Source organism: Pseudomonas sp. BF-R-19 (assembly GCF_019956445.1).
In the GTDB taxonomy this organism is placed as follows: domain Bacteria; phylum Pseudomonadota; class Gammaproteobacteria; order Pseudomonadales; family Pseudomonadaceae; genus Aquipseudomonas; species Aquipseudomonas fluorescens_BH.
In genome coordinates, this window is sequence record NZ_JAHBDN010000031.1 from 46,961 (window position 1) to 70,669 (window position 23,709).

Genomic DNA, 23,709 nt, shown 5'->3' on the forward strand with positions numbered 1-23,709 from the left:
CGTCAGATCTGTTCCAGCAACCAGGTACGAAACGCGACGAGTGACGGCAGCATTTCGTTGCGCGGCGGATAGGCCAGGTAGTAACTGCGCTGGCTGGCAAAGGGCTGATCGAGGCTGATCAGTTCGGTGTTGGCCAGTTCGTCGGCCACCAGGATACGCGGTACCAGACCGATGCCGATGCCGGCCCTGACGGCCTGGATCAAGTGCGAGGTGAGTTCGAAACTCGGCCCCAACCGCATCATCCGATGGGGCAGGCCGTGGTGGCTGAACCACTCGCCCCAGACGTTGGCATTGTTTGCGACGTTGAGCAGCGTCTGTCCGCCAATGCGCTCCGGGGTCCAGGTGTCATGGGCTTCGGCCGCTTGTGGTGAAATGATCACCATCAATTCTTCGGTGTGCAGGCGATGGCTGATCAGGCCCGGCAAGTCGGCATTGCCGACGACGATCGCGGCATCGATCCCGCTGGTTTCAAAGTCGATGGCATCGATCCGGGAATTGATGTGCACCAGCATGCCGGGATGGGTTTTGTAGAAGTCATGCAGGCGCGGCAATAACCACTTCGAGCCGAAGGTCGGCAAGGTGGCCAGGCGCAAGGTGCCGCTGCCTGATTGATAAGCCATGGCCTGCAGCGTGGCGCTGCGGATGCGTCCGAGCGCTTCGCTCATTTCCCGCTGATAAAGACGACCGACATCGGTCAACTGCACTTGCCGGCCTTCACGGCGGAACAGCGTCAGGCCCAGCTGCTGTTCCAGCGCCTGGACCTGCCGGCTCACGGCGCTTTGGGTCAATGACAGTTCCATCGCGGCACGGGTATAGCTTTCATGGCGGGCGGCGGCTTCAAAGGCCAGCAGCAACGACATCGAAGGGGTGAGGTGACGGTAATTCATTCGTAAAAGTCATCGATAGCGGCAGGATTATCCGTTTGTCTGGTGCCACAGCCTGCAGGATCATTGGCGTACCCGACGACCTGAGGCTGACCCATTAATGCTCAGGCGACAAGTGTTTTGAGTTTTCCCGTGATTAGACCGACAAGAGAACAGCCTGCGATGATCGCTCAGTTGCCCACCGTTGCACTCGCGGCACAGTACCCGGAATTTCTTCAAGCCCTGCGTGCCAGCGGCTTTCGCGGCCAGCTCAGCGCTGACTACGCCACCCGCACCGTGTTGGCGACCGACAACTCGATTTACCAGCGGCTGCCGCAAGCGGCGGTGTTCCCCCTGGACGCGGATGACATCGCACGCATCGCGACCTTGATGGCCGAGCCACGCTTTCGCCAGATCAAGCTGACCCCGCGCGGTGGTGGCACCGGCACCAACGGGCAGTCATTGACCGATGGCATCGTGGTCGACCTGTCGCGGCACATGAACAGCATCCTCGAAATCAACGTCACCGAGCGCTGGGTGCGGGTGCAGGCGGGCGTGGTCAAGGATCAGCTCAATGCCGCGCTCAAGCCTCACGGGCTGTTCTTCGCGCCGGAGCTGTCGACGTCCAACCGTGCCACCGTCGGCGGCATGATCAACACCGACGCCAGCGGCCAGGGCAGTTGCACTTATGGCAAGACTCGTGATCACGTACTGGAATTGCACAGCGTGCTGCTCGGCGGTGAGCGCCTGCACAGCCATCCGCTGTCCGACGCGGAACTGGAGGCGGCTTGCGCGCAGTCCGGCCGTATCGGCGAAGTGTATCGGGTGGCGCGCAATATCCAGGAGACCCAGGCCGATCTGATCGAATCGGTATTCCCCAAACTCAACCGTTGCCTGACCGGTTACGACCTGGCGCACCTGCGCGACGAGCAAGGGCGTTTCAACCTCAACAGTGTGCTGTGCGGTGCGGAAGGGTCACTGGGCTACCTTGTCGAAGCCAAACTCAACGTGCTGCCGATTCCCAGGTATTCGGTGCTGGTGAACGTGCGTTACGGCAGCTTCATGGATGCGCTGCGTGACGCCGGTGCGTTACTGGCACACAAGCCGTTGTCCATCGAAACCGTGGACTCCAGGGTGTTGCTGCTGGCGATGAAAGACATCGTCTGGCATAGCGTCGCCGAGTATTTCCCGACGGACGTCGAGCGCCCGACGCTGGGCATCAATCTGGTGGAGTTCAGCGGTGACGACGTGGTGCAAGTGAACGCTCGCGTGGCGTCGTTCGTGGCGCATCTGCAGGCCGACTCGACGATTGAGCGGCTGGGCCACACGTTGGCAGAAGGCGCCGAAGCCGTGTCCCGCGTCTACGTCATGCGCAAACGCTCGGTCGGGCTGCTGGGCAACGTAGAAGGTGAGGTTCGCCCGCAGCCTTTCGTTGAAGACACCGCCGTGCCGCCGGAGAAACTGGCCGACTACATCGCCGAGTTTCGTGCCTTGCTGGACAGCTATGGTCTGGCGTACGGCATGTTCGGTCACGTCGATGCCGGTGTGTTGCACGTGCGTCCGGCGCTGGACATGAAAGCCCCGTCCCAGGCCGCGCTGGTCAAGCCGATTTCCGACGCCGTGGCCGAGTTGACCCGGCGTTACGGCGGGTTGCTATGGGGCGAGCACGGCAAGGGTTTGCGTTCGGAATACGTCCCCGGGTTTTTTGGCGAGTTGTACCCGGCATTGCAATCGCTCAAGGGCGCGTTCGACCCGCACAATCAGCTCAACCCCGGAAAGATCTGTACGCCGCCGGATGCTGCCCAGGGCTTGCTCAAGGTCAACGAAGTGACGCTGCGCGGAGATCTGGATCGGCAGATCGACGAGCGCGTCTGGCAAAGCTTCGGCACTGCCATGCACTGCAACGGTAATGGCGCCTGCTACAACTACGACCCCAATGATGCGATGTGTCCGTCGTGGAAAGCCACCCGTGAGCGCCAGCACTCGCCGAAGGGCAGGGCGTCGTTGATTCGCGAATGGTTGCGTCTGCAAGGCGCGGCCAATATTGATGTACTGCAAGCAGCCCGCGGCAAGTTGTCGTGGTTGAGCGGGTTGCCAGCGCGGTTGCGTAACAACCTGGCGCGCTCGCGGGGCGAGGCTGATTTTTCCCATGAAGTCTATGACGCGATGGCGGGCTGCCTGGCCTGTAAATCCTGCGCGGGACAATGCCCGGTCAAGGTCAACGTCCCGGAATTCCGTTCGCGTTTTCTGCAGCTGTACCACGGTCGCTATCAACGACCGCTGCGTGACTACCTGATCGGCTCGCTGGAGTTCACCATTCCATACATGGCGTATGCGCCGGGTCTTTACAACGCGGTGATGGGCTCGAAATGGGTGAGCCGCCTGCTTGAGCGACAGGTCGGCATGCTCGACAGCCCGTTGATCCACCGTCATGACTTGCAGGCCACGTTGACCCGTTGCAAGGTCGCGGTCGCCAGCGTGCCAGCCCTGCGCGAACTGACCGTGGCACAACGTGAGCGCAGCGTGGTGTTGGTGCAGGACGCCTTCACCCGTTACTTCGAAACGCCGTTGCTGGCGAGCTTTATCCAGTTGGCGCATCAGTTGGGTTATCGGGTGTTTCTGGCGCCCTATAGCGCCAACGGCAAACCTTTGCACGTGCAGGGTTTTCTCGGCGCCTTCGCCAAGGCGGCGATCCGCAACGGCAATCAGCTCAAGGCACTCGCCGACTGCGGTGTACCGCTGGTGGGGCTGGACCCGGCGATGACGCTGGTCTATCGCCAGGAATATCAAAAAGTACCAGGGCTCAACGATTGCCCGAAGGTCTTGCTGCCTCAGGAGTGGTTGTCCGATGCGTTGCCGGAAAACCCGTATCCCGCGACCGGGACATTCCGTTTGTTGGCGCACTGCACCGAAAAAACCAATGTCCCGGCCAGCACTTCGCAATGGGAAGCCGTTTTTGCCCGGCTCGGGCTCAAGCTGACGACTGAGGCGACCGGCTGCTGCGGCATGTCCGGAACCTTCGGCCATGAGGCACGTAACCAAGGCAGCTCACGAACCATTTTTGAGCAGTCCTGGTCCGGCAAACTGAACAAGAACAGCGAGGCGCTGGCCACGGGATACTCCTGTCGCAGTCAAGTGAAGCGCTTTGCCAACCTGCAATTGCGCCATCCATTGGAGGTTGTGTTAGAGCATACGCTCGCGAAGTGAAGAGGAGCGCTCGGTTGAATCATCGGGCCGATGTCGGCTCAGTTGCCGTTCTTGATATTGCTCCAGGAGCGCGTGCGGACACGATCGACCGCATGGGACTGCGGTTGCAGGGTGAACAGCGTGGCTATCACCTGCGCAGAGGGGTAGATGTTCGGGTTGTCTTGCACCTCGGCCGAAACCAGCGCGTTCGCGTCTTTGTTGGCGTTGGCGGTGAGCGCCCCTTGGGAAACAACGATGGCCAATCGAAGAGGAAAATTAACGGTCGCTGCCGACGAAGATCCCAGCTACTTGCCATTCCTGGCATGCGCTACCTTCGCTCGAATACCATCAAAATACTGGGACTTCAGCTCTGTCGTTAACGGCCCAAGGATGGGGTTTGCTTTGAACCGGGCCAACAGATGCTCAATCACCCGATCTACCTTGGCGTAGGCAGCAGTGACGCTTGAAGGCACCAGCGGATCAAACTCAATCCCTTCCATCTCGATATCGAGTGTTTTCAACACGGGTTCGGCGTCCAGGATCTGGTGGCGTATTTCATCCGGCGAGCATTGCATTGTCGACCTCCTTGTAATGCCATAAGTACAGACACGCCTCTCGTTAACTGCATGTCGGATGACGCAGTCAACGCATGGCAGCCACTGTCTTAAAAATGAAACAAAATTGTCGCGCAGAAATATTACTGAAATATTTCAATCCTATGATCGAGGGAGATCTTTTTCAGGTTACCTCCCTCATGCGTCGAGCTGTGTTCAATCAAAAAGGAGGCGTTGGCAAATCAAGCATCGCCTGCAATCTCGCGGCTGTCAGTGCTGCCGAAGGCTACAGGACGCTGCTGGTGGATCTCGATCCCCAGGCTAACTCGACCCAATACCTGACAGGACTGACCGGCGATGATATCCCCATGGGGATTGCCGATTTCTTCAAGCAAACCTTATCCAGCGGCCCGGCCAGCAAAAAGAACCGGGTGGCCATCACTGATACTCGCTACAACAATCTGCACCTGGTCACGGCCAGCCACGAGCTTGCCGACCTGCAGTCAAAGCTTGAGTCAAAGTTCAAGATCAACAAGCTGCGCCGCTTGTTGGTAGAGCTTTCCGAAGATTACGAACGTATATATATCGATACGCCGCCTTCCCTGAATTTCTATACGTTCAGCGCACTGATCGCCGCCGACCGCGTGCTGATTCCTTTCGATTGCGACAGCTTTTCTCGTCAGGCGCTCTACAGCGTCATCGCGCAAGTGGCCGAGTTGCAGGCTGACCATAATGAGTCGTTGATCGTGGAAGGCGTGGTGGTCAACCAATTTGTGGCGCGTGCCAGCTTGCACCAACTGCTGATCGACGAGTTGGTGGCCGAAGGCTTGCCCGTGTTACCGGATTATTTGAGCAGCACGGTCAAAATGCGGGAGTCCCATGAAACGTCGGTGCCCATGATCCACCTGGCGCCACGCCATAAGCTTTCATTGGAATTCGTCAGTCTGTTTTCCGCTTTGGAGCGGGCCAGTTGATCGCAAAAGCAATGTTGACGTTTCAGCTTCCAGCGATGGGATAACACGCCTTGGTTCCCCTTCTGGTTTCACTGCTACCACAAAGCACTCCAGCCAGGCCCAGACGCGAGCGACTCGGCATGCTCACGCCATCACCTGGCGTGAGCATGCGCCGATCACTCAGGTAAAGGCGAAGTCCGCCTCGGTGATGGCGGCCTGTGGGACGCCAGTCAAGGTGATGCTTCCCACATCCGGCTGACCAGTGACGGTAATGACGGCCTCGCCGAACTGTTCTCCAACAGTGAGATTCGCGAAGGCCAAACCGCTGGTGCTCAGGTCGATCAGGTCAGTGCCGTCCTCGAAGTCGAAGATGGTGTCCGTTCCCCACACCGTACCGAACTGGAACTTGTCCGCACCGAGGCTCGGCTCGAAGAAGACGTCACCGACCATGAAGTCGTCGACGCTGCTACCCACCAATACGTCGGCGCCTACGCCGCCTTCCATGACGGCGCCGCTGGCGCCCGCGGTCAGGGTGTCGTTGCCGGCGTCACCGTCGAGGTTGGACTGGAAGCCGAAGGGGTCGTCGCCCCCGAACAGCTGGTCGTCGCCATCGCCGCCACTGGCATTGGCGAATTCCTGGACGATCAGGGTGTCGTTGCCGGCACCGCCGAGCAGCTCGTCGAAGCCCAGGCCGCTATCGATGACGTCGTCACCGCTGCCGCCGTCGAGGAAGTCGGCTCCTTCCAGACCGAAGATCTGGTCATTACCGCCCAGGCCGAAGATGCGATCGTCGCCATCGGTGCCGGTGAGCACGTCATTACCCTCGGTGCCGGCGGTGATGAGGGTCGTGTTATTACCGAAGTCGCCCGCCGTCAGGTTGTGCGTGCCCTGCAGGCGCAGGGTGAAGTCGAGGCTGTCGAGCACACCGTCGTCGTTTTCGTCGGCGATCAGCCAGGTGTTGCCCGGGCGCAGGCTGTAGAACAGGTCGGTCACGCCGTTGCCACCGCCCACCAGTACGGCGCCCAGTTGCGGATTGACGTTGAACTGGCCGCGGAAGAAGAACTCATTGTTGAGTTCCAGGGTGTCGCCGCCCACTACGCCAGCGCCCTGGAAGTCGACCAGGGTGTCGAAGGTGGCGAAGGGCGAGCTGGGGTTGAAGCCGGTGAAGAACTCGAACTCATCGTCGCCGGCGCCACCGGTGAGACTGTCCTGGCCACCTTCACCCATGATCAGGTCGTTGCCGGCGCCGCCATTGAGCATATCGGCGCCGGGGCCGGCGAACAGTTCGTCGTTGCCGTCTTCGCCGAAGATCTGGTCATTGCCGTCGCCGCCGAAGAAGTCGTCGTTGCCCACGCCGCCGTTGAGGACGTCGTTGCCGTCGTCGCCGTCGAGGGTGTCGTTGCCTTCGCCGCCATTGACGACGTCGTTGCCAGCGCCGCCGGACAGGGTGGTGTCGTTGCCGGCGCCACCGTTGATGATGTCGTTGCCCTCATTGCCGGTCAGAAGGTCGCGGTCGGCGCCACCATTGATAATGTCATTGCCGGTGCCGCCGGAGATCCGGTCGATGCCCGCGTCACCGTTCAGGGTGTCGTTGCCGTCGCCGCCATTGATGATGTCGTTGCCGTCATTGCCGTTGATCACATCGCCGCCGCCCAGGCCGAAGATGGTGTCGGGATCGTTGGTGCCATCGATCACATCGCCGCCTTCAGTGCCGCGCAGGACGAAGGCGGTGGTGCCGAAGTCGCTCCTGACCAGGTTGTGGATGCCGTCCAGCTGCACAGCGAAGTCAGTGGCGTCGAAGATGCCGTTGTCGTTGGAGTCAGCGAACAGCAGGGTGCTGGCGGCGCCGAGGGCGAAGAAGACTTCGGTGAAGCCGTTATTGCCGAAACCGAGGCTGGTTCCCACCGTGGGTACGCCGTTGTGGGCGCCCTGGAAGACCAGGCGGTTGGGAAAGCTGGAGAGCCGCAGGATATCGCCGCCGACCTGACCCGCACCTTCGAAGTCGGTGACGCGGTCCTGGCTCAGGGAGCTGGACTCGTTACCGGTTTCCACGGTCCAGAAGTAGCTGTCGATGCCGGCACCGCCGGTAAGGATATCGGCGCCTGACCCGCCGTCGAGAGTGTCGTTGTCGTTGCCTGCGAGAAGTGTGTCGTTGCCGAGGTCGCCGAAGAGGTCATCGTTGCCGTCACCGCCGTCGACATTGTCGTTGCCGCCCAAGGCGAACACGGTGTCGTTGCCGGCCAGGCCGGTTATTTGGTCGTCTTCCTCGGTGCCGAGCAGAAAGTCATCACCTGGGGTGCCAGGGATAGTAGCCATGGTTCTACCCTCCGTTGATGGAGATGGTAAGCGTGAACTGCGTTACAGCGAATCGAGGTTAATTAGACAAACCAAAGGGTCACAAGTACGCCACTTTGACCTGACCGTTTATCGCGAATGCAGCCGAGTGTTGATGAGCCCTGGAGCATTCGCCAACCCTCCACAGCTGCCACATGGCTAGCTCCGGAGTTCCAGGGCAGGAGGGGTTTAAAAGCTGTCATTCCCCGGTGACTTGATGAAATATCATGAAACACATAAGACTTTCCTGCGTGAACTTTCACAACGTTCTACCGCACAGAGTGAGTGACTCAGGAGGGGGAGACTCGCACTGCCAAATCCACTCGTAGCTTGGACTACGGTCCGGGGTGCGTGGGGTAATGCAGCAGCTGTGACATTCGTTTACTTCGGGCTTTGAAAACGTGATTGATATTCGCATAGGGTCGATAGCTACCCTTTACGACAGGCAGCAATCGGCCCAGAGTGTGTAAAAACGCCTTCGCGAACCCTTGCTATGATTTCTGAGGATTTCATCGCAGGGATCGCCCATGAAGCGCTTTATCCAAGGTGAACATCGAGGCCAAGGCACCTTACTTCCCGAGAGCCTCGACGACTACGTCAGCGATACCAATCCGGTACGTGTAGTCGACGTCTTTGTCGACGAACTCGACCTGGTCAATCTGGGTTTTGAAGGTGCCATTCCAGCCGATACTGGCCGGCCTGCTTACCACCCCGCGATCTTGCTGAAGATCTACATCTACGGCTATCTCAACCGCATCCAGTCGAGCCGACGTTTGGAGCGAGAAGCTCAACGCAACGTCGAGCTGATGTGGTTGACCGGGCGTTTGATGCCGGATTTCAAGACCATCGCCAACTTCCGAAAAGACAACAGCAAGGCCATCCGAGGCGTCTGTCGCCAGTTCGTCGTGCTGTGTCAGCAATTGGGACTGTTCGGAGAACATCTGGTCGCCATCGATGGCAGCAAATTCAAAGCAGTCAACAACCGCGACCGCAATTTTACCAGCGCCAAACTGAAGCGGCGGATGGAAGAAATTGAATCGAGTATCAATCGTTACCTGGCGGCACTCGATGCTGCCGATCGGCAAGAACCAACAGCTTCCGAGCCCAGCGCCGTGCGGTTGGAAGAGAAAATCGCCAAGCTCAAAACTCAAATGAAGGAGCTTCAAGCGATCGAAATCCAGCTCAATGAATCGCCGGATAAACAGGTCTCACTGACCGATCCAGACGCCCGCTCCATGATGACGCGCGGCACGGGAATCGTCGGCTACAACGTGCAGACAGCGGTCGATACTCAGCACCATTTGATCGTTGCGCACGAGGTGACCAACGTCGGCTCCGACCGAGATCAACTCAGCTCGATGGCCACGCAGGCCCGCGAGGCGATGGCGTCAGATACGTTGTCGGTGGTGGCTGATCGAGGTTACTTCAAAAGCGAACAAATCCTGGCCTGTCACGATGCAGGCATCACCGCCTATGTGCCCAAGCCGATGACCTCTGGAGCCAAGGCTGACGGGCGTTTCAATAACGATGCCTTCGTCTATGACGCGGCAAAAAACGAATACATTTGCCCGGCTGGAGAGGCGCTGATCTGGCACTACTCCTACGTTGAAAAAGGCCTGAAGTTGCACCGTTACTGGAGTTCGAAATGCCAGGGTTGCGCGTTGAAGTCGCAATGCACCCCGAGCACGGAGCGACGAGTTCGACGCTGGGAGCATGAAGACGTATTGGAGGAAATGCAGCTTCGACTGAGCAAAGCGCCGGAGATGATGCGAGTGCGAAAACGGACGGTTGAGCATCCCTTCGGGACGCTCAAACAATGGATGGGTGCGACGCACTTCCTGACCCGAAAGCTGGCAGGGGTGAGCGCGGAGATGAGCTTGAATGTGCTCGCCTACAACATGAAACGGGTCATGAAAATCATCGGCACCCATCACTTGATGAAGGCGCTAACGGCCTAAAAACCGGCCGGTTTTTACGTGTTCCGATGACCTGGCGCGTTGCTGGGGTGGTTTAGCTCATCAGGAAGGGACATCGTGCCTTGATCAGGCTGCGAAGCCGGACAGCCGCTCAGCCTTGAAGATCGAAACGGGATCTAGCGTTTTTACACACTCTGGACCCGAAGGAGACATTCGTTTGCGTCGGGATGCCCCCTATCCAGTCGTCAGGCATTAAGCACTGTTGAGATGGTCGCGTATGAACTCGATGAACCGCTGGGTCTTTGCAGGAAGCAGCCGTGTTTCGGTCAGTGCGTAAACCGAGAGGCGAGTGCGACTACGACGAGATGTGCCACATCCTCTAAGGCACCGTGCGCCTGACCGATGCGGACGGCGTGGCGAAGACCTTCGGGCCGGGGGATTCGTTCGTGGCGGCGGTGGGGTTCAAGGGAACCTGGGAAAACATCACGCCTGCGCCTCGCCTGGGAGCGCCGGCAGCCCGTACGTCAACGCAAGTTCCAAGGCCGGTTACAAAGGGTATAACTATCAGAACAAAGGGCGGGTCACCCGGAATAGGCCCTCCAAAGGCAGCGCCCGGGCCAGGCGCCCCAGGCCTGATCGGCGCCTGCGGCGCGGAGCGATGTGATGAGTTCCAGAGCATGGCGATGGGCTCGCAAGAGCCTTTTTGGCTGCATCGAGCTGGCCTTGCTGGTCGCTCCACTGTGCGCCAGCGCCATGTTCAAGTGCCAAGCCAGGGACGGAGCCATCAGCTACACCAGCCAAGCCATCGCCAGCGCCCGCTGCACTCGCCTGAATGGCATGGCGGGCGCCGGTGTCGGCGCCAAGGCAATGGCTCTGCCACGGGTTGTGCGGGACGACGACTCAGGCGCGGTGCGGATTCGGGTGTTCACCTTCATCCACAAGGGTATTCGTCAATATGTGAGCCGGCGCCCCGTCGGGATCTCCGCACGGGTCGATGTCCTTGAGCTCTATTACATCAAGGGCTGCTATCTGTGCATGGCGCCGAAGGATTTCAAGGTCGCCTCATTGCGCCTGGACACCCATTCCTATCGGCGGGAGATCGAAGCCGCTTCGGGTCATTATGGTGTCGACAGGGCGCTGGTCCGCGCAGTGATACATGCCGAATCGGCGTTTCGCCCCAACGCCATTTCCGAAGCCGGCGCCCAGGGGCTGATGCAGTTGATGCCCGCCACCGCCGAGCGCTTCGCCGTGGACGATCCGTTCGACGCACGACAGAACATTCGTGGCGGCGTGCGCTACCTGGCCTGGCTGCTCAAGCGCTTCAACGGCAACCAGGTGCTGGCGTTGGCAGGTTACAACGCCGGCGAAGCGTCCGTGGTCGAGTACAACGGGGTGCCTCCCTACGCCGAGACGCAATCCTACGTCACCCTCGTGCAGTCCTTGACCGAACGCTATCGCAACCATCGCTGAATGGCTCAACCGAACTTCCACGCTCACCGGTAGCTATCGACCCATGGCGGCCCTCCGTGAAGGGGCAGAAACCGGCCAGGAGCGCAAGGTAGACTCACCAACAATACTTGCCAGCATCGCCGATATAACATGCTCTGGCTCATCTATAAGGGGCCCCGCCGGCACTGGAGTTTCCTTCCTGCTCTTATGTGATGCCTCGAACACCGGGCTCGCAATATCGCCCGATGATCTCGAACAATCGATTGCACGATGTAGCGAGGTAAGGTTCAGGCGCTGTGGCAACCCCGAGCAACAGGCCAGAGGAACTCCCGGACGGCGTCGCCAACCACGCTGACAAAGGCGATGGAGCCATGCCAAAGGTCATCGCTTCCCGAACGATTTGCACGTCGGGTGCGCCGTCGGGGAGTCTGAGAAGTACAGCCAGGCCTGCCTTGACCCACTCTGCATCGTGCATTCGTAACTGCTCGCATAACGCGTCACGCTGGGCGCAATACAGTCGCTTGAGCCGGCGGACACGGCGAATGTAGTGGCCATCACGCATAAATTGAGCCATGGCGAGTTGAATGACGGGTGAAGGTGCGGGGGCAAGCGTCGTCGCCACCTCGGAGAACGCAGTAACCAGATCGGTTGGCGCTACAACAAATCCAAGTCGCAGCCCCGGGCTCACAGTCTTGCTGAAAGAACCTATGTGGATAACCCGCTTGCCCTCGTCCAAAGACGCCAAGGCAGGGGCCGCCCTGCCTTCCAGTTGCAGCTCGCTGAGGTAGTCATCTTCGATGATCCAGGCGTCATTGGAGACCGCCCATTCGAGAAGTTGAAGCCGTCGCCTCAATGACAGAGTCGAGCCCAAGGGGGCTTGTTGACCGGGCGTCAGGACAGCTAATGCGGCGTCCGCGGCCTTCTCGATTCCGTAGCCCACATTGAGGCCTTCGGCATCCACCGGTATAGGAATGACATTCAAACGAGCAAGCTCCAGCCCCTTGCGGGTAAGAAAGAATCCGGGCTCTTCCATCCAAACCTTCTTACCGTCCAGACCTAACACTCGCAGTGCAAGCCCTAAGCCGGAGCTGTATCCCGAAGTGATGAACACCTGCTCGGGGATGCAGTGGAGGTTTCTGGAGAGGGAGAGATAGCCTGCAATCTCTCGGCGCATCTCAAATTCCCCTCGAGGATCGGGATAGATCAGAGACGAGAAAGATCCGGCCTTTAACAGATTGGATGAGCGCGCACGTGCGAAAAGCTTTTCCAGGCCATCGAACGCTGGAATGCCGAGCTGAAAGATTGCGGGCCCAGTGTTCACCCGCTCATAGGCGCTCATAAAAGCTCCAGGCTCCGGTGGTGCCGGCTGAGCCGTCGCTGCGCGGGGGCGTGGCGCCACGCGTGTGCCCTTTGCTCCGAATGTTTCGATCATTTGGGCGTCGGCTAATCGTTCATACGCCGTTTGAACGGTTCCGCGCGCCACACCAAGGTGCGCGGCGAGATCCTGCCACGAAGGCAATCGAGTACCTGGTGTGAGCAGGCCTGACTCTATTGCCCTGCTGATACTCATACGAATTTGCTCTGACAGGGGCAGCTTTGCTCTCCGGTCGAGCTGTATTTGCAGGTCTGAATTCATATTCTTGGTACATACAAAGGTGGGTGATCTTGGTTCTTTTATTCGTACCATCGACGGTACAAGATTTAAAGACCAAGACGGAGCACCTTCCCCCTTCAAGCATAGGAACCATCATGACCAACGCCGTCATCGAATGTATCGTGAGTCGCAGTGCCGCCAAGTACTACGACCCTGCCGCCACTTTGAGCGACGACCAAATCCGTGAGTTGGTACGAATCGGCACCACGGCACCAACGTCCTTCCATATACAGAACTGGCGCTTCATCGCGGTACGTACGCCTCGCGCCAAAGCCCGCTTGAGTCCTATCGCCTGGAATCAGCCCCCGATCACTGAAGCAGCCGTTACCTTCATCGTCTGCGGCCAACTGGCCGATTCCAGCGTAATACCGGAACGCCTTGCACCGCTGGTGGAAGCGGGCGTCATGCCGGCAACGATGGTGCCGGACTGGGAACTCCCTGCACGTGATTTGTATTTGGAGCACCCACAGCGCCAGCGTGACGAAGCAGTGCGCACGGGCACCTTCGGTGCGTCGGCGATCATCTATGCCGCTCGTTCGCTAGGCCTGGGTTCGACGCCGATGATCGGTTTCGATGCCGACGCGGTGGCCCGCGAGTTCGGGCTGGCTGAAAACGAAGTGCCGGTCATGCTGTTGTCCATAGGCGCCGAGCGTCCAGGACACTGGGCTCAGAAGCCGCGCCGTCCGCTGTCCGATGTATTGGATCTCGTTTAATCGTTAATAAACGCAGTAACTTACGGAGACTATGATGCCTAGAAGTGCAGTTCTAACGCCGGAACAAGTACCGGCCGATTCGAAACCGACGCTCGATGCATTCACCAAGAACATCGGGTTCACTCCAAATATGATGATGACCTTCGCGCAGAGTCCAATCGCGTTCAACTCATGGGCTACCCTGCTCGGTTCCTTGAGCAAAGCGCTCGATGTGAAGACGCGTGACAGTATCGGCCTCGCAGTTTCCGAAGCGAATGGCTGCAACTACTGCCTGACGGTTCACAGCTTTACGGCCGAGCATATGGCCAAGCTGTCGGCCGATGAAATCATTCTCGCTCGGAAGGGCCAGGCCCCCGACCCGAAGCGCGACGCTGCCCTCCAGTTCTCGCACAAAGTCATTGAGACTCGCGGCAAGGTCAGTGACGCTGATCTGAAAGCCGTCCGCGATGCGGGATACACCGATGCGAATATCATGGAGATTGTCGCGTTGGTGGCCATGTACTCCCTGACGAACTTTTTCAATAACGTGTTCGATCCCGAGAAGGACTTCCCTGCCGTTACGCCGGCTGGCTCGATCTGAACTCTATCCGCTCGAATCGACCATCTCCCAAGAGGTGTCATCTGATTCGAGCATTACGCCAAAGCCTGGATGCCCCCAAGAAAGAGTGTTGGGAAAGCGTCCAGGCTTTTTGTATGTGCTCTGGACGTTTTCCCAACGTCAGCTATAACCATTTCCGGTCAGTCGTGACAGATACAAACTCGCCAGCGGGCCTTGCTGCGGCTCCAGATTTTTGCCCTGAGTGGGGGTGCCCGAACATATCGGATTAACATCCCACCTTCTCAATACCACATCTATCGCATTTCATGTCGCAGATAATTGAGAACCTGCGACAGACTCACACGATATCACAAAGCCTTTACCGTCAAGCCCGAGTGAGTCGTCGCATAACTTAGAAGTTATACGGCAGTTTTTTTCAAAACCGCTACACCAGTATCAAAGCGCAAGGTCAATCGTAAAAAGTGAGCACACTCCTCTTGAACGCTGCGCCCACAGCCCACCCCTAACTTCATAAGTTCGTTAGTCATGATCAGCCATATGACCATGCGAGGGGTGTATTGCCGCTTACCTCACGTAAATTCCCGAGACGGCTCCCCATTAATATGTATGGTTTGAGTGAGACAGTAGCCACGATTTCTGACTGCGCGAAAGAGATGGCTTCCTCCAGCGCTTTTCTTGAATTTTATTTGCAGTCTACTCAAACTCATTTCTAGGCCGCGATAGAGATCAGGCTCTCTCCCAATACTACTAATTAGCTCTGCTTTACTGATCACGCGCTCCTCCTTGAGGAGCATGGTTTTTACAATTGCGCTCTCAATATTTGTTAAGTGTATTTTATTGGCGCCGTCGAATAGGATTCGATTATTTATATCGAGTTTCCAGCATTGAGGGTATTGAAGTGACATCTCTGCAAAGTTTGTCATGGTTTTTGATTGTAAAGTTCATGAATGCAACAAAAAACAAATCGTAAAAAACATTACTTATTTTGTCTTCCGTGATGTAGTTTTAGGAATGCATTTTTTAAATGAAGGTTTTATTAGAGTGACTGCGCAGTAGGCTGTGAATTTATAGAAATATACTTGTAAGTTAGATGCTAAGCGCCAACTAATAGAGTTAGCTTATTAAAACTCTTGGTTATCCAGATTCAACGTTGAAACAGATCGTCGTAGGATGTATCGGTCAGCCGTGGCTTTTTGTTCTCGTTGTAATGAATACGCGATGGGTGATTTACGGATCCCGGGATTATGCTGCACGTCAGCGCTATAGCGGGGCGTACAATCGATTGGTTCCGTGAGCGCCTACAGCCAAATAGCCGGGCTTGCTGCGCAGGCTTGAGGAGGAGTTTATAGACGGGGCGTGCGCCAGCCTTTCATTTGGCGACAGCGCCTTTTCATTTCATGACAACCCATAACCATTGATCTGACATTGCACATAGCGTTGTTTGAGTCAGTTTTTGTGTGGTGGTCATGCCCCTCTCCAGACGTACCAGTAATGTCGTCAGTGGTGTGCAGATTCGCGGATGGGGTTTGAGAGTACGAAATCCTGAGGGTCAGCTTTGGGTCGGATGCAGCCCTTCACGATGGGCAGCAATCGGCCAGAATCTGTCTCTCGGTTTCTGCAAAAGCAGGGGGTTATTCACAGAATTTGGAAGCACATTACCGATCTGAAATTGGCGCAAATGCCAAGAAAGCAATCGAGTGATTCCAATCCACTCGGCCTACAAGTCCATCAAGCGAACCCACTATGGCAGGCCAACTATGTCCAGCGTTGAGCATCAGCAAATGCAACTGAACTGGCGACACTTCACAAAAGAAAACGCATGCGAGGCGCTGGCTTGCTCATATTGCCTCTACGTTTTCCATCATCCTGACCGATCAGTGAGTTTAAAAAACTGACTGCAGCGTCCGTCGTCTAACCAGGCGTGGGGTACAGACACTGTCGGCACGAACAAGGCAGCGCGTCGACAGTGCAAATCTCAGTTGATATGGCTGCCCACTACGTCACCAATTCGCTGAGCAATATGCTCGGCGTGGGTCTCCAGCGCGAAGTGGCCAGTATCCAGTAACTCGACCACCGCATTCGGGTTGTCACGCTTGTAGGCCTCGGCACCTGGCGGAATGAAAAACGGATCGCCCTTGCCCCCAGATCGCCAGCGTTGGCACTTGGGTATCTCGGAGGAATTTCTGGAACGCGGGGTACAGTTGCAGGTTGTTCTGATAGTCATAAAACAGATCGAGCTGGATGTCCTTGTGACCAGGCCGCTCCAGCAAAAGCGCGTCCGGATAATAACCCTCGGGTGCAATGAGTTCGGGGTTGCTCACACCTGCCACATACTGCCAGCGTGTGCCTTCCAGATGCAGGATGGCATCGTTGATCACCCGGCGCTGGATCTGCTAAACACCCGAATGATTGTCGAAGGCCAGCGGCGCGACCTGCTCAACAGCGATGCCGACGTAGCGCGCTGGCTGGAGCAGATCGGTTTCGGTTCGGCGACGGAAGTGGCGGCGGGTGACGGGCTTTTGCTCGATCAATTGCGCAAGCTGCGCGACTGCACCGAGAGCGGGCTTGCCGCCCGTCGAGTGAACCGCGTGGCGGATCCGGCGGCGCTGAATGCCTTTCTACTGCGAGTAGTGCCGCAACTGGTGTGGGAGGAGGCGGGCGCGCCGGTGCTGGATTGGTTCCAGCAGGGTGATGCTGGCCACCAGCGTCTGAGCAGGCTCGCTTACGCCGCCGCGCAGTTGTTGGCCGAAGGCGATTTCAGCCTTGTGCGTAAATGCGAAAGCCCCGAATGTTCATTGATGTTTTATGACCGCACCAAGTCGCACAAACGGCGCTGGTGCAGCATGGCGCTATGCGGAAACCGGCATAAGGTCGCCGAGTTCCGCAAGCGACGTCAAAGTGCTGCGGACTAGGCATTTCGATTGCCCCGCTCAATGGCGACCAGATGATCAACAAGCTCATCGACGAATTACGAGGGGATATCAAGGCCAGCCATGAGAAGCGCCGGGAGGGCTGGAAAACGAAAAATCCCGGCATCAGGCCGGGCTCTCTGTAGATGGGCCAAATCCCTTTGGCTGTTTGCATTTTGCTTGGAGGATGTGACGAAGGCGTGACAGGGCAGATACAAAAAGCCCGGTACGGTTGTGCTTCATACCGTATGTCTAATGCGGTGAATTCCCTCAAGTGTTCCGACTTCAACCGTAAAACACTTGGGAGAAGGGGTATGTACGATGACGCGAAGGCACAGGCGTTTTCCACCTGGCATGAGTTGCTGATGTGATTTCAATTAACAGTTTCGGCGATAGATCATGTCTGTGCCCTGACCTGCACCTCAGGCGTAAACTGAACACGGTGCAGCATGCATTGAAAAGCGCTGCACTTGGAGGTGAGCCATGCGCTCCATTACCGTTTACACCTCGATCGCACTGCTGGCGCTACTTATGGTGCCACTTGCCAGCGCAGCGACTTCGGTCGAAGTCGTCTTCAAGAACCCCGAAAAATTCAGCGATGCCAGCCTGGATAGTCCGGGCTATGAACGTGGCGCCGATCCTTATGTCATGAAAGAGCTGCGTAGCTACATCCAGAAGCTTGGCGAGCGGTACCTGCCCCCCGGCCAGCAACTGCAAATTGAAATACGCAATATCGACCTGGCCGGTCGCTATGAACCTTGGAGGCTAAATGCCTACGAGGTGCGCTTCATGCGCGACATCACCTGGCCGAGCATCGATCTACATTACGTGCTCAAACAAAACGGCCAGATCGTCAGCCAAGCCGACGCCAGGGTCATGGATCAGCTCTACCTCCAGCGTCCGGGGCGTGCCAACCGAAGTGACAGGCTCTACTCCGAGAAGGCCATGCTCTCGGACTGGTTCCACAGACAATTCGCCGGGCAACATCAGAGCGGGTTGAATTGAGCCACCCTGCACTCTGAATCACCCGTCCGGTATGGGACGTATGAGTCAGAAACGAAAAGCCTGATGCCGTACGTCTAATGCGGTGAATTCCCTCAAGTGTTCCGACTTCTACCGAAAAACACCTGGGAGAAGGGTCATGTACGATGACGTGAAGGCACGGGCGTTTTACGCTTGGCATGAGTTACTGATGAACCCCGAAGATCAGATGGATGCGCAGCAGCAGTACGATGAACTGCTTCGGCTCGCTGACAATTTTCGGAAGAAAGGAATTATTGATCCGAAAGAGCGCAAGACCTTGATAGAGATCGCGACGGTTGCCTATGCACGCGCCGTGGAAGGCGCTGGGTAATCGAATCGCAGGCAAAGAAAAGCCCGCGTGGGGAGCGCGGGCTAAAAAATCACGAAGGAGCTGTGTGCACCCTATATTGCGAGTGGTGAAAAACTTGTGAAAGTGCAGAAAAAAGCCCGGCAATGGCCGGGCTCTCTGTAGATGGGCCAAATCCCTTTGGCTGATCGCATTGTGTTTGGTGAGTGTGACGAAGGTGTGATGGGAGCGGAAACAGAAAGCCCGGTGCCGGGCCGTAATGGCGGGGCAGAATTACCAGGGAATACAGTGCTTTTCAGTGATGAGAATGGCGAGGTACAACCCAATATAGATAGTCCGTCCCACCTTCAACGATACTGGTAACGGTTGGACCCGCCGCTGATGAAGCTGATCGAAGAGCAGTCGACCAATGCCAGCACGGGCGAGGAAGCCAGTGCCATGACGGGCTCTTTGAAATACTCCGGTTCTCTGGACGCGTAAGTCTGCTCCCGGTTTATTCCATTGAAAAAACCACTCGTTCCATGTGTCAGTCCCGATTCTGTTTTTTTGAACTCGGGCTGAAAGCACTTATCCAAAAAAAATGTGGGATTGTTTCCCACGCTACGTTGCCAACTGGCTCTGAGGGATTGTGCGGATACCGCAGTGGCTCGTTAATGCTGCAGATTTATGGCCGTGCCGGTTGGGCGGCTGCTCCAATGGGCGGCCGGGAACTCACTGGACATTGCGTTCGATAGGGAGATGAGTACGCAACTCCATGCGGAGGTGCATCATGCTGCTCAAGAAATGTTTGTTGGCTCTGGCCATCGGCGGAGTCCTGTCGGCATCGACTGTCCTGGTGCCCGATTACATCGGTAGCTTCTCCAGCGTGTATGCCAAGGATGGCGGTGGAGGCGGCGGTGGCTCCGGCAGTGGCGGCTCCGGAGGAGGTGGTCACGGTGGCCACGGTGGTGATGGCGGTCACGGTGACGGCGGCGATGGAGGAAAGGGTGGCGATCATGGTGCTGCAGGCCATGACGGTGACGGTGACGGTCATGGAGGTCCGGGGCGCGGCGATGCTGACCATGGTGGTGTAGCCGGGAACAAAGGCCCGGGCAATGCCCATGACAACGACGCTGACGACGCTGATCACGATGCTGACAACGATGCCGCCGATGCAGCCAGGGACGCGGCCAAGGCTGATGCCAATGCAGCCCGGGACGCTGCCAGAGCGACTGCGGATGCAGCCCGTGATGCGGCAAAAGCCACTGCAGATGCCGCCCGTGACGCCGCCAGGGCTGAAGCAGATGCCGCCCGGGATGCCGCAAAAGCTGCTGGCGTAGCCGGCGCCGATGCAGACGCAGCCAGAGATGCTGCCCGGGCCACCGCGGATGCAGCCAGGGACGCCGCCAAGGCCGAAGCAGATGCCGCCAGGGATGCTGCCCGGGCTACCGCGGATGCCGCGAGGGACGCCGCCAAAGCCGAGGCGAAGGCAGCCAGAGAGGCCGCAAAAGCCGTGGCGAAGGACGCCAGAGAGGATATGGCGGACGCCCCGGATGCTCCGGATGAACCGGATTTCGACGCGGTTGAGGTAGAGAACTGAACCTGCACGTTCGACAATGAACACGGCAGGCATACCGTAGAAAACGTCCCGGGAGCTTGAGGGACGTATCGGCAAAGAGTCGCAAGCCCTGAAACGTCGTGGGGTTTGCGACTTTTTTTCGGCTATCGAGCCAAGGGGAGCATTTCTACAGTCAGATCGACCGCTGATTCACGCGCTGAGTCAGCTCTTGCGCGGACTCTTTGCGTTCCGAGTAGCGGTCAACCAGATCGGGGCGATCCCGTAGCAGCAGGGTAAATTTCACCAGTTCCTCCATGACGTCCACCACCCTGTCGTACAGCGACGAGGGTTTCATGCGATTGGCGTCGTCAAACTCCAGAAAAGCCTTTGGCACGGAAGATTGATTGGGGATGGTGAACATGCGCATCCAGCGCCCCAGCACCCGAAGCTGATTCACCACATTGAAGGACTGGGAACCGCCGCAGACCTGCATGACCGCGAGGGTTTTTCCCTGGGTTGGGCGAACCGCGCCCAACGCCAGCGGCACCCAGTCGATTTGCGCCTTGAACACCGCAGACATGGAACCGTGGCGCTCTGGCGAGCACCAGACCTGGCCTTCGGACCATTGCATCAGTTCGAGCAGTTCCTGGACTTTCGGGTGATCGGAGGGCGCGTCGTCCGGTAGCGGCAGGCCTGATGGGTTGAAGATCCGAGTCTCGGCGCCGAAGTGTTCGAGCAACCGGGCCGCTTCCTCGACCAGCAGGCGACTGAACGACCGCGCACGAGTCGAACCGTATAGCAACAGGATGCGCGGTTTGTGCTGGTCGTCGCGTCCATGGGCGATGGGCTGGGTCAGTGACGTGTCGAGATGGGGCAGGGGATGGGTCATGGGGGCTCCGGTCAAAGCGTGCCGATGCGGTCGAGTTCCCGCTTCAGCGCATCGCGGTCAAGGTGTGCAAAAGGCAGGTCGAGCAATGCCCGGCAGCGCGTTTCGATGAGCGCCAGGGTTGAGTGGAACGCCGCCGATACTGTCGCTCCATCGCCCTTTATGTCCGATGGGTCTTCCAGGCCCCAATGAGCTTTCAGTGCCGGGCCGAAGTACACGGGGCACGCCTCACCAGCGGCCTTGTCACAGACCGTAATGACGATGTCCGGTGGGTTGGCTTCGAAAGCCTCATTGCCTTTGCTGCTCAAGCCGTCGATGGCGATGCCGGCTTCTTGCAACGTGCTCAGGCTGCGGGGCAGCACCTGGCCCTTGGGGAGGCTGCCGGCACTGATCGCCTCAAAACCTTCAGGGGCGAGATGGTTGAACATGGCTTCGGACAGGATGCTGCGACAGCTATTGGCGGTACACATAAACAGAACGCGCATGGTGACTCCTCTTTGCAGTCGCACAGGGCTAGACGCTCAGGCGCAGGGCCAGGGCAGACAGGGTGATGAACAGAATCGGCAGGGTCAGGACCACGCCGACCTTGAAGTAGTAGCCCCAGGTAATGCGGATGCCCTTGCGCTCCAGGACATGCAGCCAGAGCAGGGTGGCCAGGCTGCCGATGGGGGTGATCTTGGGGCCCAGGTCAGAACCGATGACATTGGCATAGATCATGGCTTCACGCACCACACCGGTGGCGTCGCTGGCCTGAATCGACAGGGCCCCCACCAGCACCGTGGGCATGTTGTTCATGCCCGATGACAGCAAGGCCGTGAGCAGGCCTGTGCCCAGCGCGGCGCCCCAGATACCGAATTCGGCCAGGTAGTTCAGGGCCATGGTCATGTAGGTGGTCAGCCCGGCGTTCTTCAGCCCGTACACCACCAGGTACATGCCCAGCGAAAAGATCACGACCTGCCAGGGCGCCTCGCGCAGCACCCGTCGCGTTGAGATCACATGCCCACGGGCAGCCACGGCGAACAGCATCGCGGCACAGACCGCTGCGATGGCGCTGATGGGAATGCCCAAGGGTTCCAGCGCAAACAGCCCGACCAGCAGCAGAGCCAGGACAAGCCAGCCGACGCGGAAGGTCAGGGGATCACGCACGGCGCGTCGCGGATCCATCACGTCATCGAGAGCGTAGTGCCTGGGAATGTCGCGCCGGAAAAACCGGTACAGCACCACGAGCGTGGTCGCCACGGCAACGAAGTTGACCGGCACCATGATGGCGGCGTACTCGCTGAAGCCCAGGTCGAAGTAGTCGGCCGAAACGATGTTGACGAGGTTGGACACCACCAGGGGCAAGCTCGCCGTGTCGGCAATGAAACCGGCCGCCATGACGAACGCCAGGGTAGACGCTGGTGAAAAACGCAGTGCGAGCAGTATTGAAACGACGATGGGGGTCAGGATCAGGGCTGCACCGTCATTGGCAAACAGCGCGGATACGCCGGCCCCCAGCAGTATCGTGAATACGAACAGGCGCCGGCCGTCACCCTTGGCCCAGCGCGCCACATGCAGTGCCGCCCACTGGAAAAACCCGGCCTCATCGAGCAGCAGACTGATGATGATGAGCGAGATGAAGGTCGTGGTGGCGTTCCAGACAATGCCCCACACCAGTGGAATATCGTCCAGCGTCACGACGCCTGCCAGCAGTGCCAGGACGGCCCCCAGGGCGGCGCTCCAGCCGACGCCCAGGCCCTTGGGTTGCCAGATGACCAACACCATGGTGAGCAGGAAAATGATAAACGCAGTAAACATGCACAGTCTCGATGAATGAAGGGTCAGTAGCAGGCGGAAGTGTTGAGCGGACGGTCGCCCATCGCGGCAAGGCGAGTGCTGTTGCCCGCAAGCCAGTCGGCGTTTGCCAGCAACGTTGTCTCGAGAACGTCGCGAACCCACGCGGGCAGATCGGGGTTGAGCCGGTAATACACCCACTGCCCCTGGCGGCGGTCGAGAAGCAGGCCGCAGCCGCGAAGCTGGGCGAGATGGCGGGAAATCTTAGGCTGACTGTCGTCCAGGGCGCAGACCAGCTCACACACGCATAACTCGCCTTCACGAGTGATGAGCAAAGTGGCCCGGGCGCGGGTTTCGTCGGCCAGACATTTGAATACGGCGGCAGGATTGAGCATTGGCGTGGCTCGATACATATGGTTATTCGAATATACGTTTTTCCATATGTATTGTGCAAGCCGCTCGGGCTCGAGAAGGGGAGGCCTCGCCCCGGCCAGGTTGTTCAGGTATGAGATAGACTCGAGCCCATTCGGCACAAAACACAGGAGCGGTGATGAATGGAATCATTTAGCGTACGCGAGCTGAAAATGACTGACGCTCAAGCGTTGCTGGCTTTTGAAATCCAGAACCGTGAATGGTTCGAATCCCATATCGATGCGCGCGCCCCTTCTTTTTACTCGTTGCAGGGTGTCGCCGATCACATCGAAAGCTATTTGTCCGATTTTGCCATCGGCGCCTGGCACCCCTTTGTCATCGAGGATTGCCGCCAAAGAATCGTCGGACGAGCCAATCTGAAAAGCATCGACTCATCGACGGGGTCTGCGCAGGTGGGCTATCGGATTGCTCAGCGCGCATGCGGCCAGGGGCTGGCAACACTGGCGCTGAGGCACCTGATCCAGGCGGCACGGATGCACTGGGGACTTGCGCAACTGGTTGCGTATGCCTTCAGGGAAAACGCCGGCTCCAGAAAAGTACTGGATCGGTGCGGATTCAAGCTTGAGCAACCCTCCTGTCACGACAACATGGGGGGCGAAGACCGATTCGTCCTGTCGATCAGATAACTGCTTTCAATCGTTCCGCAGGCTTGTAGCAGGTC

21 protein-coding genes and 2 pseudogenes are annotated in these 23,709 nt (G+C 58.2%); 11 read left to right on the forward strand and 12 right to left on the reverse strand.

Going from position 1 to position 23,709, the window contains the following annotated elements; genetic code table 11:
- Positions 1-2: 2 nt before the first annotated feature.
- Entirely contained in the window at positions 3-887 is an 885-nt protein-coding gene (locus KGB28_RS03215; RefSeq protein ID WP_223442257.1) for a LysR substrate-binding domain-containing protein, read from the reverse strand.
- 159 nt (positions 888-1,046) lie between these two features.
- On the opposite strand from KGB28_RS03215, the gene KGB28_RS03220 reads away from it, so the two are divergent.
- The gene (locus KGB28_RS03220; protein WP_223442260.1) at positions 1,047-4,070 is read left to right on the forward strand and encodes an FAD-binding and (Fe-S)-binding domain-containing protein; all 3,024 of its coding nucleotides are present in this window, start codon (positions 1,047-1,049) and stop codon (positions 4,068-4,070) included.
- 38 nt (positions 4,071-4,108) lie between these two features.
- On the opposite strand, the gene KGB28_RS03225 is transcribed toward KGB28_RS03220, so the two are convergent.
- Positions 4,109-4,312: a hypothetical protein gene (locus KGB28_RS03225; RefSeq protein WP_223442262.1), complete on the reverse strand. Its 204-nt coding sequence runs from the start codon at positions 4,310-4,312 to the stop codon at positions 4,109-4,111.
- Positions 4,313-4,354: 42 nt separating this feature from the next.
- Positions 4,355-4,624: a hypothetical protein gene (locus tag KGB28_RS03230; RefSeq protein WP_150725514.1), complete on the reverse strand. Its 270-nt coding sequence runs from the start codon at positions 4,622-4,624 to the stop codon at positions 4,355-4,357.
- 179 nt (positions 4,625-4,803) lie between these two features.
- Between KGB28_RS03230 and KGB28_RS03235 the strand changes: the two genes are divergently transcribed.
- Entirely contained in the window at positions 4,804-5,577 is a 774-nt protein-coding gene (locus tag KGB28_RS03235; RefSeq protein WP_223442386.1) for a ParA family protein, read from the forward strand.
- Positions 5,578-5,736: 159 nt separating this feature from the next.
- Here KGB28_RS03235 and KGB28_RS03240 read toward each other — a convergent pair whose 3' ends face one another.
- Positions 5,737-7,872 (reverse strand): calcium-binding protein, encoded by a 2,136-nt coding sequence (locus KGB28_RS03240; RefSeq protein ID WP_223442265.1) that lies wholly within the window; start codon positions 7,870-7,872, stop codon positions 5,737-5,739.
- Between the two features lie 545 nt (positions 7,873-8,417).
- Here KGB28_RS03240 and KGB28_RS03245 point away from each other — a divergent pair.
- Positions 8,418-9,848, forward strand: coding sequence for an IS1182 family transposase (locus tag KGB28_RS03245; RefSeq protein WP_223442267.1), 1,431 nt, complete (start codon positions 8,418-8,420; stop codon positions 9,846-9,848).
- A 210-nt stretch (positions 9,849-10,058) separates the two neighbouring features.
- On the opposite strand, the pseudogene KGB28_RS03250 reads toward KGB28_RS03245, so the two are convergent.
- A pseudogene (locus KGB28_RS03250) lies at positions 10,059-10,151 on the reverse strand (LysR family transcriptional regulator); the annotation flags it as partial.
- Positions 10,152-10,469: 318 nt separating this feature from the next.
- Here KGB28_RS03250 and KGB28_RS03255 point away from each other — a divergent pair.
- Entirely contained in the window at positions 10,470-11,276 is an 807-nt protein-coding gene (locus tag KGB28_RS03255; protein ID WP_223442270.1) for a lytic transglycosylase domain-containing protein, read from the forward strand.
- Between the two features lie 184 nt (positions 11,277-11,460).
- Here KGB28_RS03255 and KGB28_RS03260 read toward each other — a convergent pair whose 3' ends face one another.
- Entirely contained in the window at positions 11,461-12,942 is a 1,482-nt protein-coding gene (locus tag KGB28_RS03260; protein ID WP_317853284.1) for a PLP-dependent aminotransferase family protein, read from the reverse strand.
- Positions 12,943-13,004: 62 nt separating this feature from the next.
- On the opposite strand from KGB28_RS03260, the gene KGB28_RS03265 reads away from it, so the two are divergent.
- Complete coding sequence (locus KGB28_RS03265; protein WP_223442275.1) at positions 13,005-13,622, forward strand: nitroreductase family protein; 618 nt, start codon at positions 13,005-13,007, stop codon at positions 13,620-13,622.
- A gap of 34 nt (positions 13,623-13,656) precedes the next feature.
- Positions 13,657-14,202: a carboxymuconolactone decarboxylase family protein gene (locus KGB28_RS03270; protein WP_223442278.1), complete on the forward strand. Its 546-nt coding sequence runs from the start codon at positions 13,657-13,659 to the stop codon at positions 14,200-14,202.
- 548 nt (positions 14,203-14,750) lie between these two features.
- Here the strand turns inward: KGB28_RS03270 and KGB28_RS03275 are convergent.
- Positions 14,751-15,104 (reverse strand): winged helix-turn-helix domain-containing protein, encoded by a 354-nt coding sequence (locus KGB28_RS03275; protein ID WP_317853285.1) that lies wholly within the window; start codon positions 15,102-15,104, stop codon positions 14,751-14,753.
- Positions 15,105-16,156: 1,052 nt separating this feature from the next.
- Positions 16,157-16,565, reverse strand: a pseudogene (locus KGB28_RS03280) (alpha/beta fold hydrolase); the annotation flags it as partial.
- On the opposite strand from KGB28_RS03280, the gene KGB28_RS03285 reads away from it, so the two are divergent.
- The 4 genes from KGB28_RS03285 to KGB28_RS03300 all read left to right on the forward strand — a co-directional run bounded on the left by KGB28_RS03285 (position 16,536) and on the right by KGB28_RS03300 (position 19,999).
- A complete protein-coding gene (locus KGB28_RS03285; RefSeq protein WP_223442281.1) occupies positions 16,536-17,093 on the forward strand; it encodes a CGNR zinc finger domain-containing protein in 558 nt (185 codons plus the stop codon). The pseudogene KGB28_RS03280 and the gene KGB28_RS03285 sit on opposite strands and share 30 nt — an antisense overlap.
- A 480-nt stretch (positions 17,094-17,573) precedes the next feature.
- A complete protein-coding gene (locus KGB28_RS03290; RefSeq protein ID WP_223442284.1) occupies positions 17,574-18,095 on the forward strand; it encodes a DUF3016 domain-containing protein in 522 nt (173 codons plus the stop codon).
- Positions 18,096-18,231: 136 nt separating this feature from the next.
- Positions 18,232-18,444: a hypothetical protein gene (locus KGB28_RS03295; protein ID WP_150756657.1), complete on the forward strand. Its 213-nt coding sequence runs from the start codon at positions 18,232-18,234 to the stop codon at positions 18,442-18,444.
- A gap of 745 nt (positions 18,445-19,189) precedes the next feature.
- Positions 19,190-19,999, forward strand: coding sequence for a hypothetical protein (locus KGB28_RS03300; RefSeq protein ID WP_223442406.1), 810 nt, complete (start codon positions 19,190-19,192; stop codon positions 19,997-19,999).
- A gap of 151 nt (positions 20,000-20,150) precedes the next feature.
- On the opposite strand, the gene arsH is transcribed toward KGB28_RS03300, so the two are convergent.
- The 4 genes from arsH to KGB28_RS03320 are packed head-to-tail and all read right to left on the reverse strand — an operon-like array spanning position 20,151 to position 23,011.
- Positions 20,151-20,846: an arsenical resistance protein ArsH gene (gene arsH / locus KGB28_RS03305; RefSeq protein ID WP_150756655.1), complete on the reverse strand. Its 696-nt coding sequence runs from the start codon at positions 20,844-20,846 to the stop codon at positions 20,151-20,153.
- 11 nt (positions 20,847-20,857) lie between these two features.
- A complete protein-coding gene (locus KGB28_RS03310) occupies positions 20,858-21,328 on the reverse strand; it encodes an arsenate reductase ArsC (protein ID WP_223442286.1) in 471 nt (156 codons plus the stop codon).
- 28 nt (positions 21,329-21,356) lie between these two features.
- Positions 21,357-22,640 (reverse strand): arsenic transporter, encoded by a 1,284-nt coding sequence (locus tag KGB28_RS03315; RefSeq protein ID WP_223442289.1) that lies wholly within the window; start codon positions 22,638-22,640, stop codon positions 21,357-21,359.
- Positions 22,641-22,663: 23 nt separating this feature from the next.
- A complete protein-coding gene (locus KGB28_RS03320) occupies positions 22,664-23,011 on the reverse strand; it encodes a metalloregulator ArsR/SmtB family transcription factor (RefSeq protein ID WP_223442293.1) in 348 nt (115 codons plus the stop codon).
- Between the two features lie 159 nt (positions 23,012-23,170).
- Between KGB28_RS03320 and KGB28_RS03325 the strand changes: the two genes are divergently transcribed.
- Positions 23,171-23,674: a GNAT family N-acetyltransferase gene (locus KGB28_RS03325; RefSeq protein WP_223442295.1), complete on the forward strand. Its 504-nt coding sequence runs from the start codon at positions 23,171-23,173 to the stop codon at positions 23,672-23,674.
- Positions 23,675-23,709 lie beyond the last annotated feature (35 nt).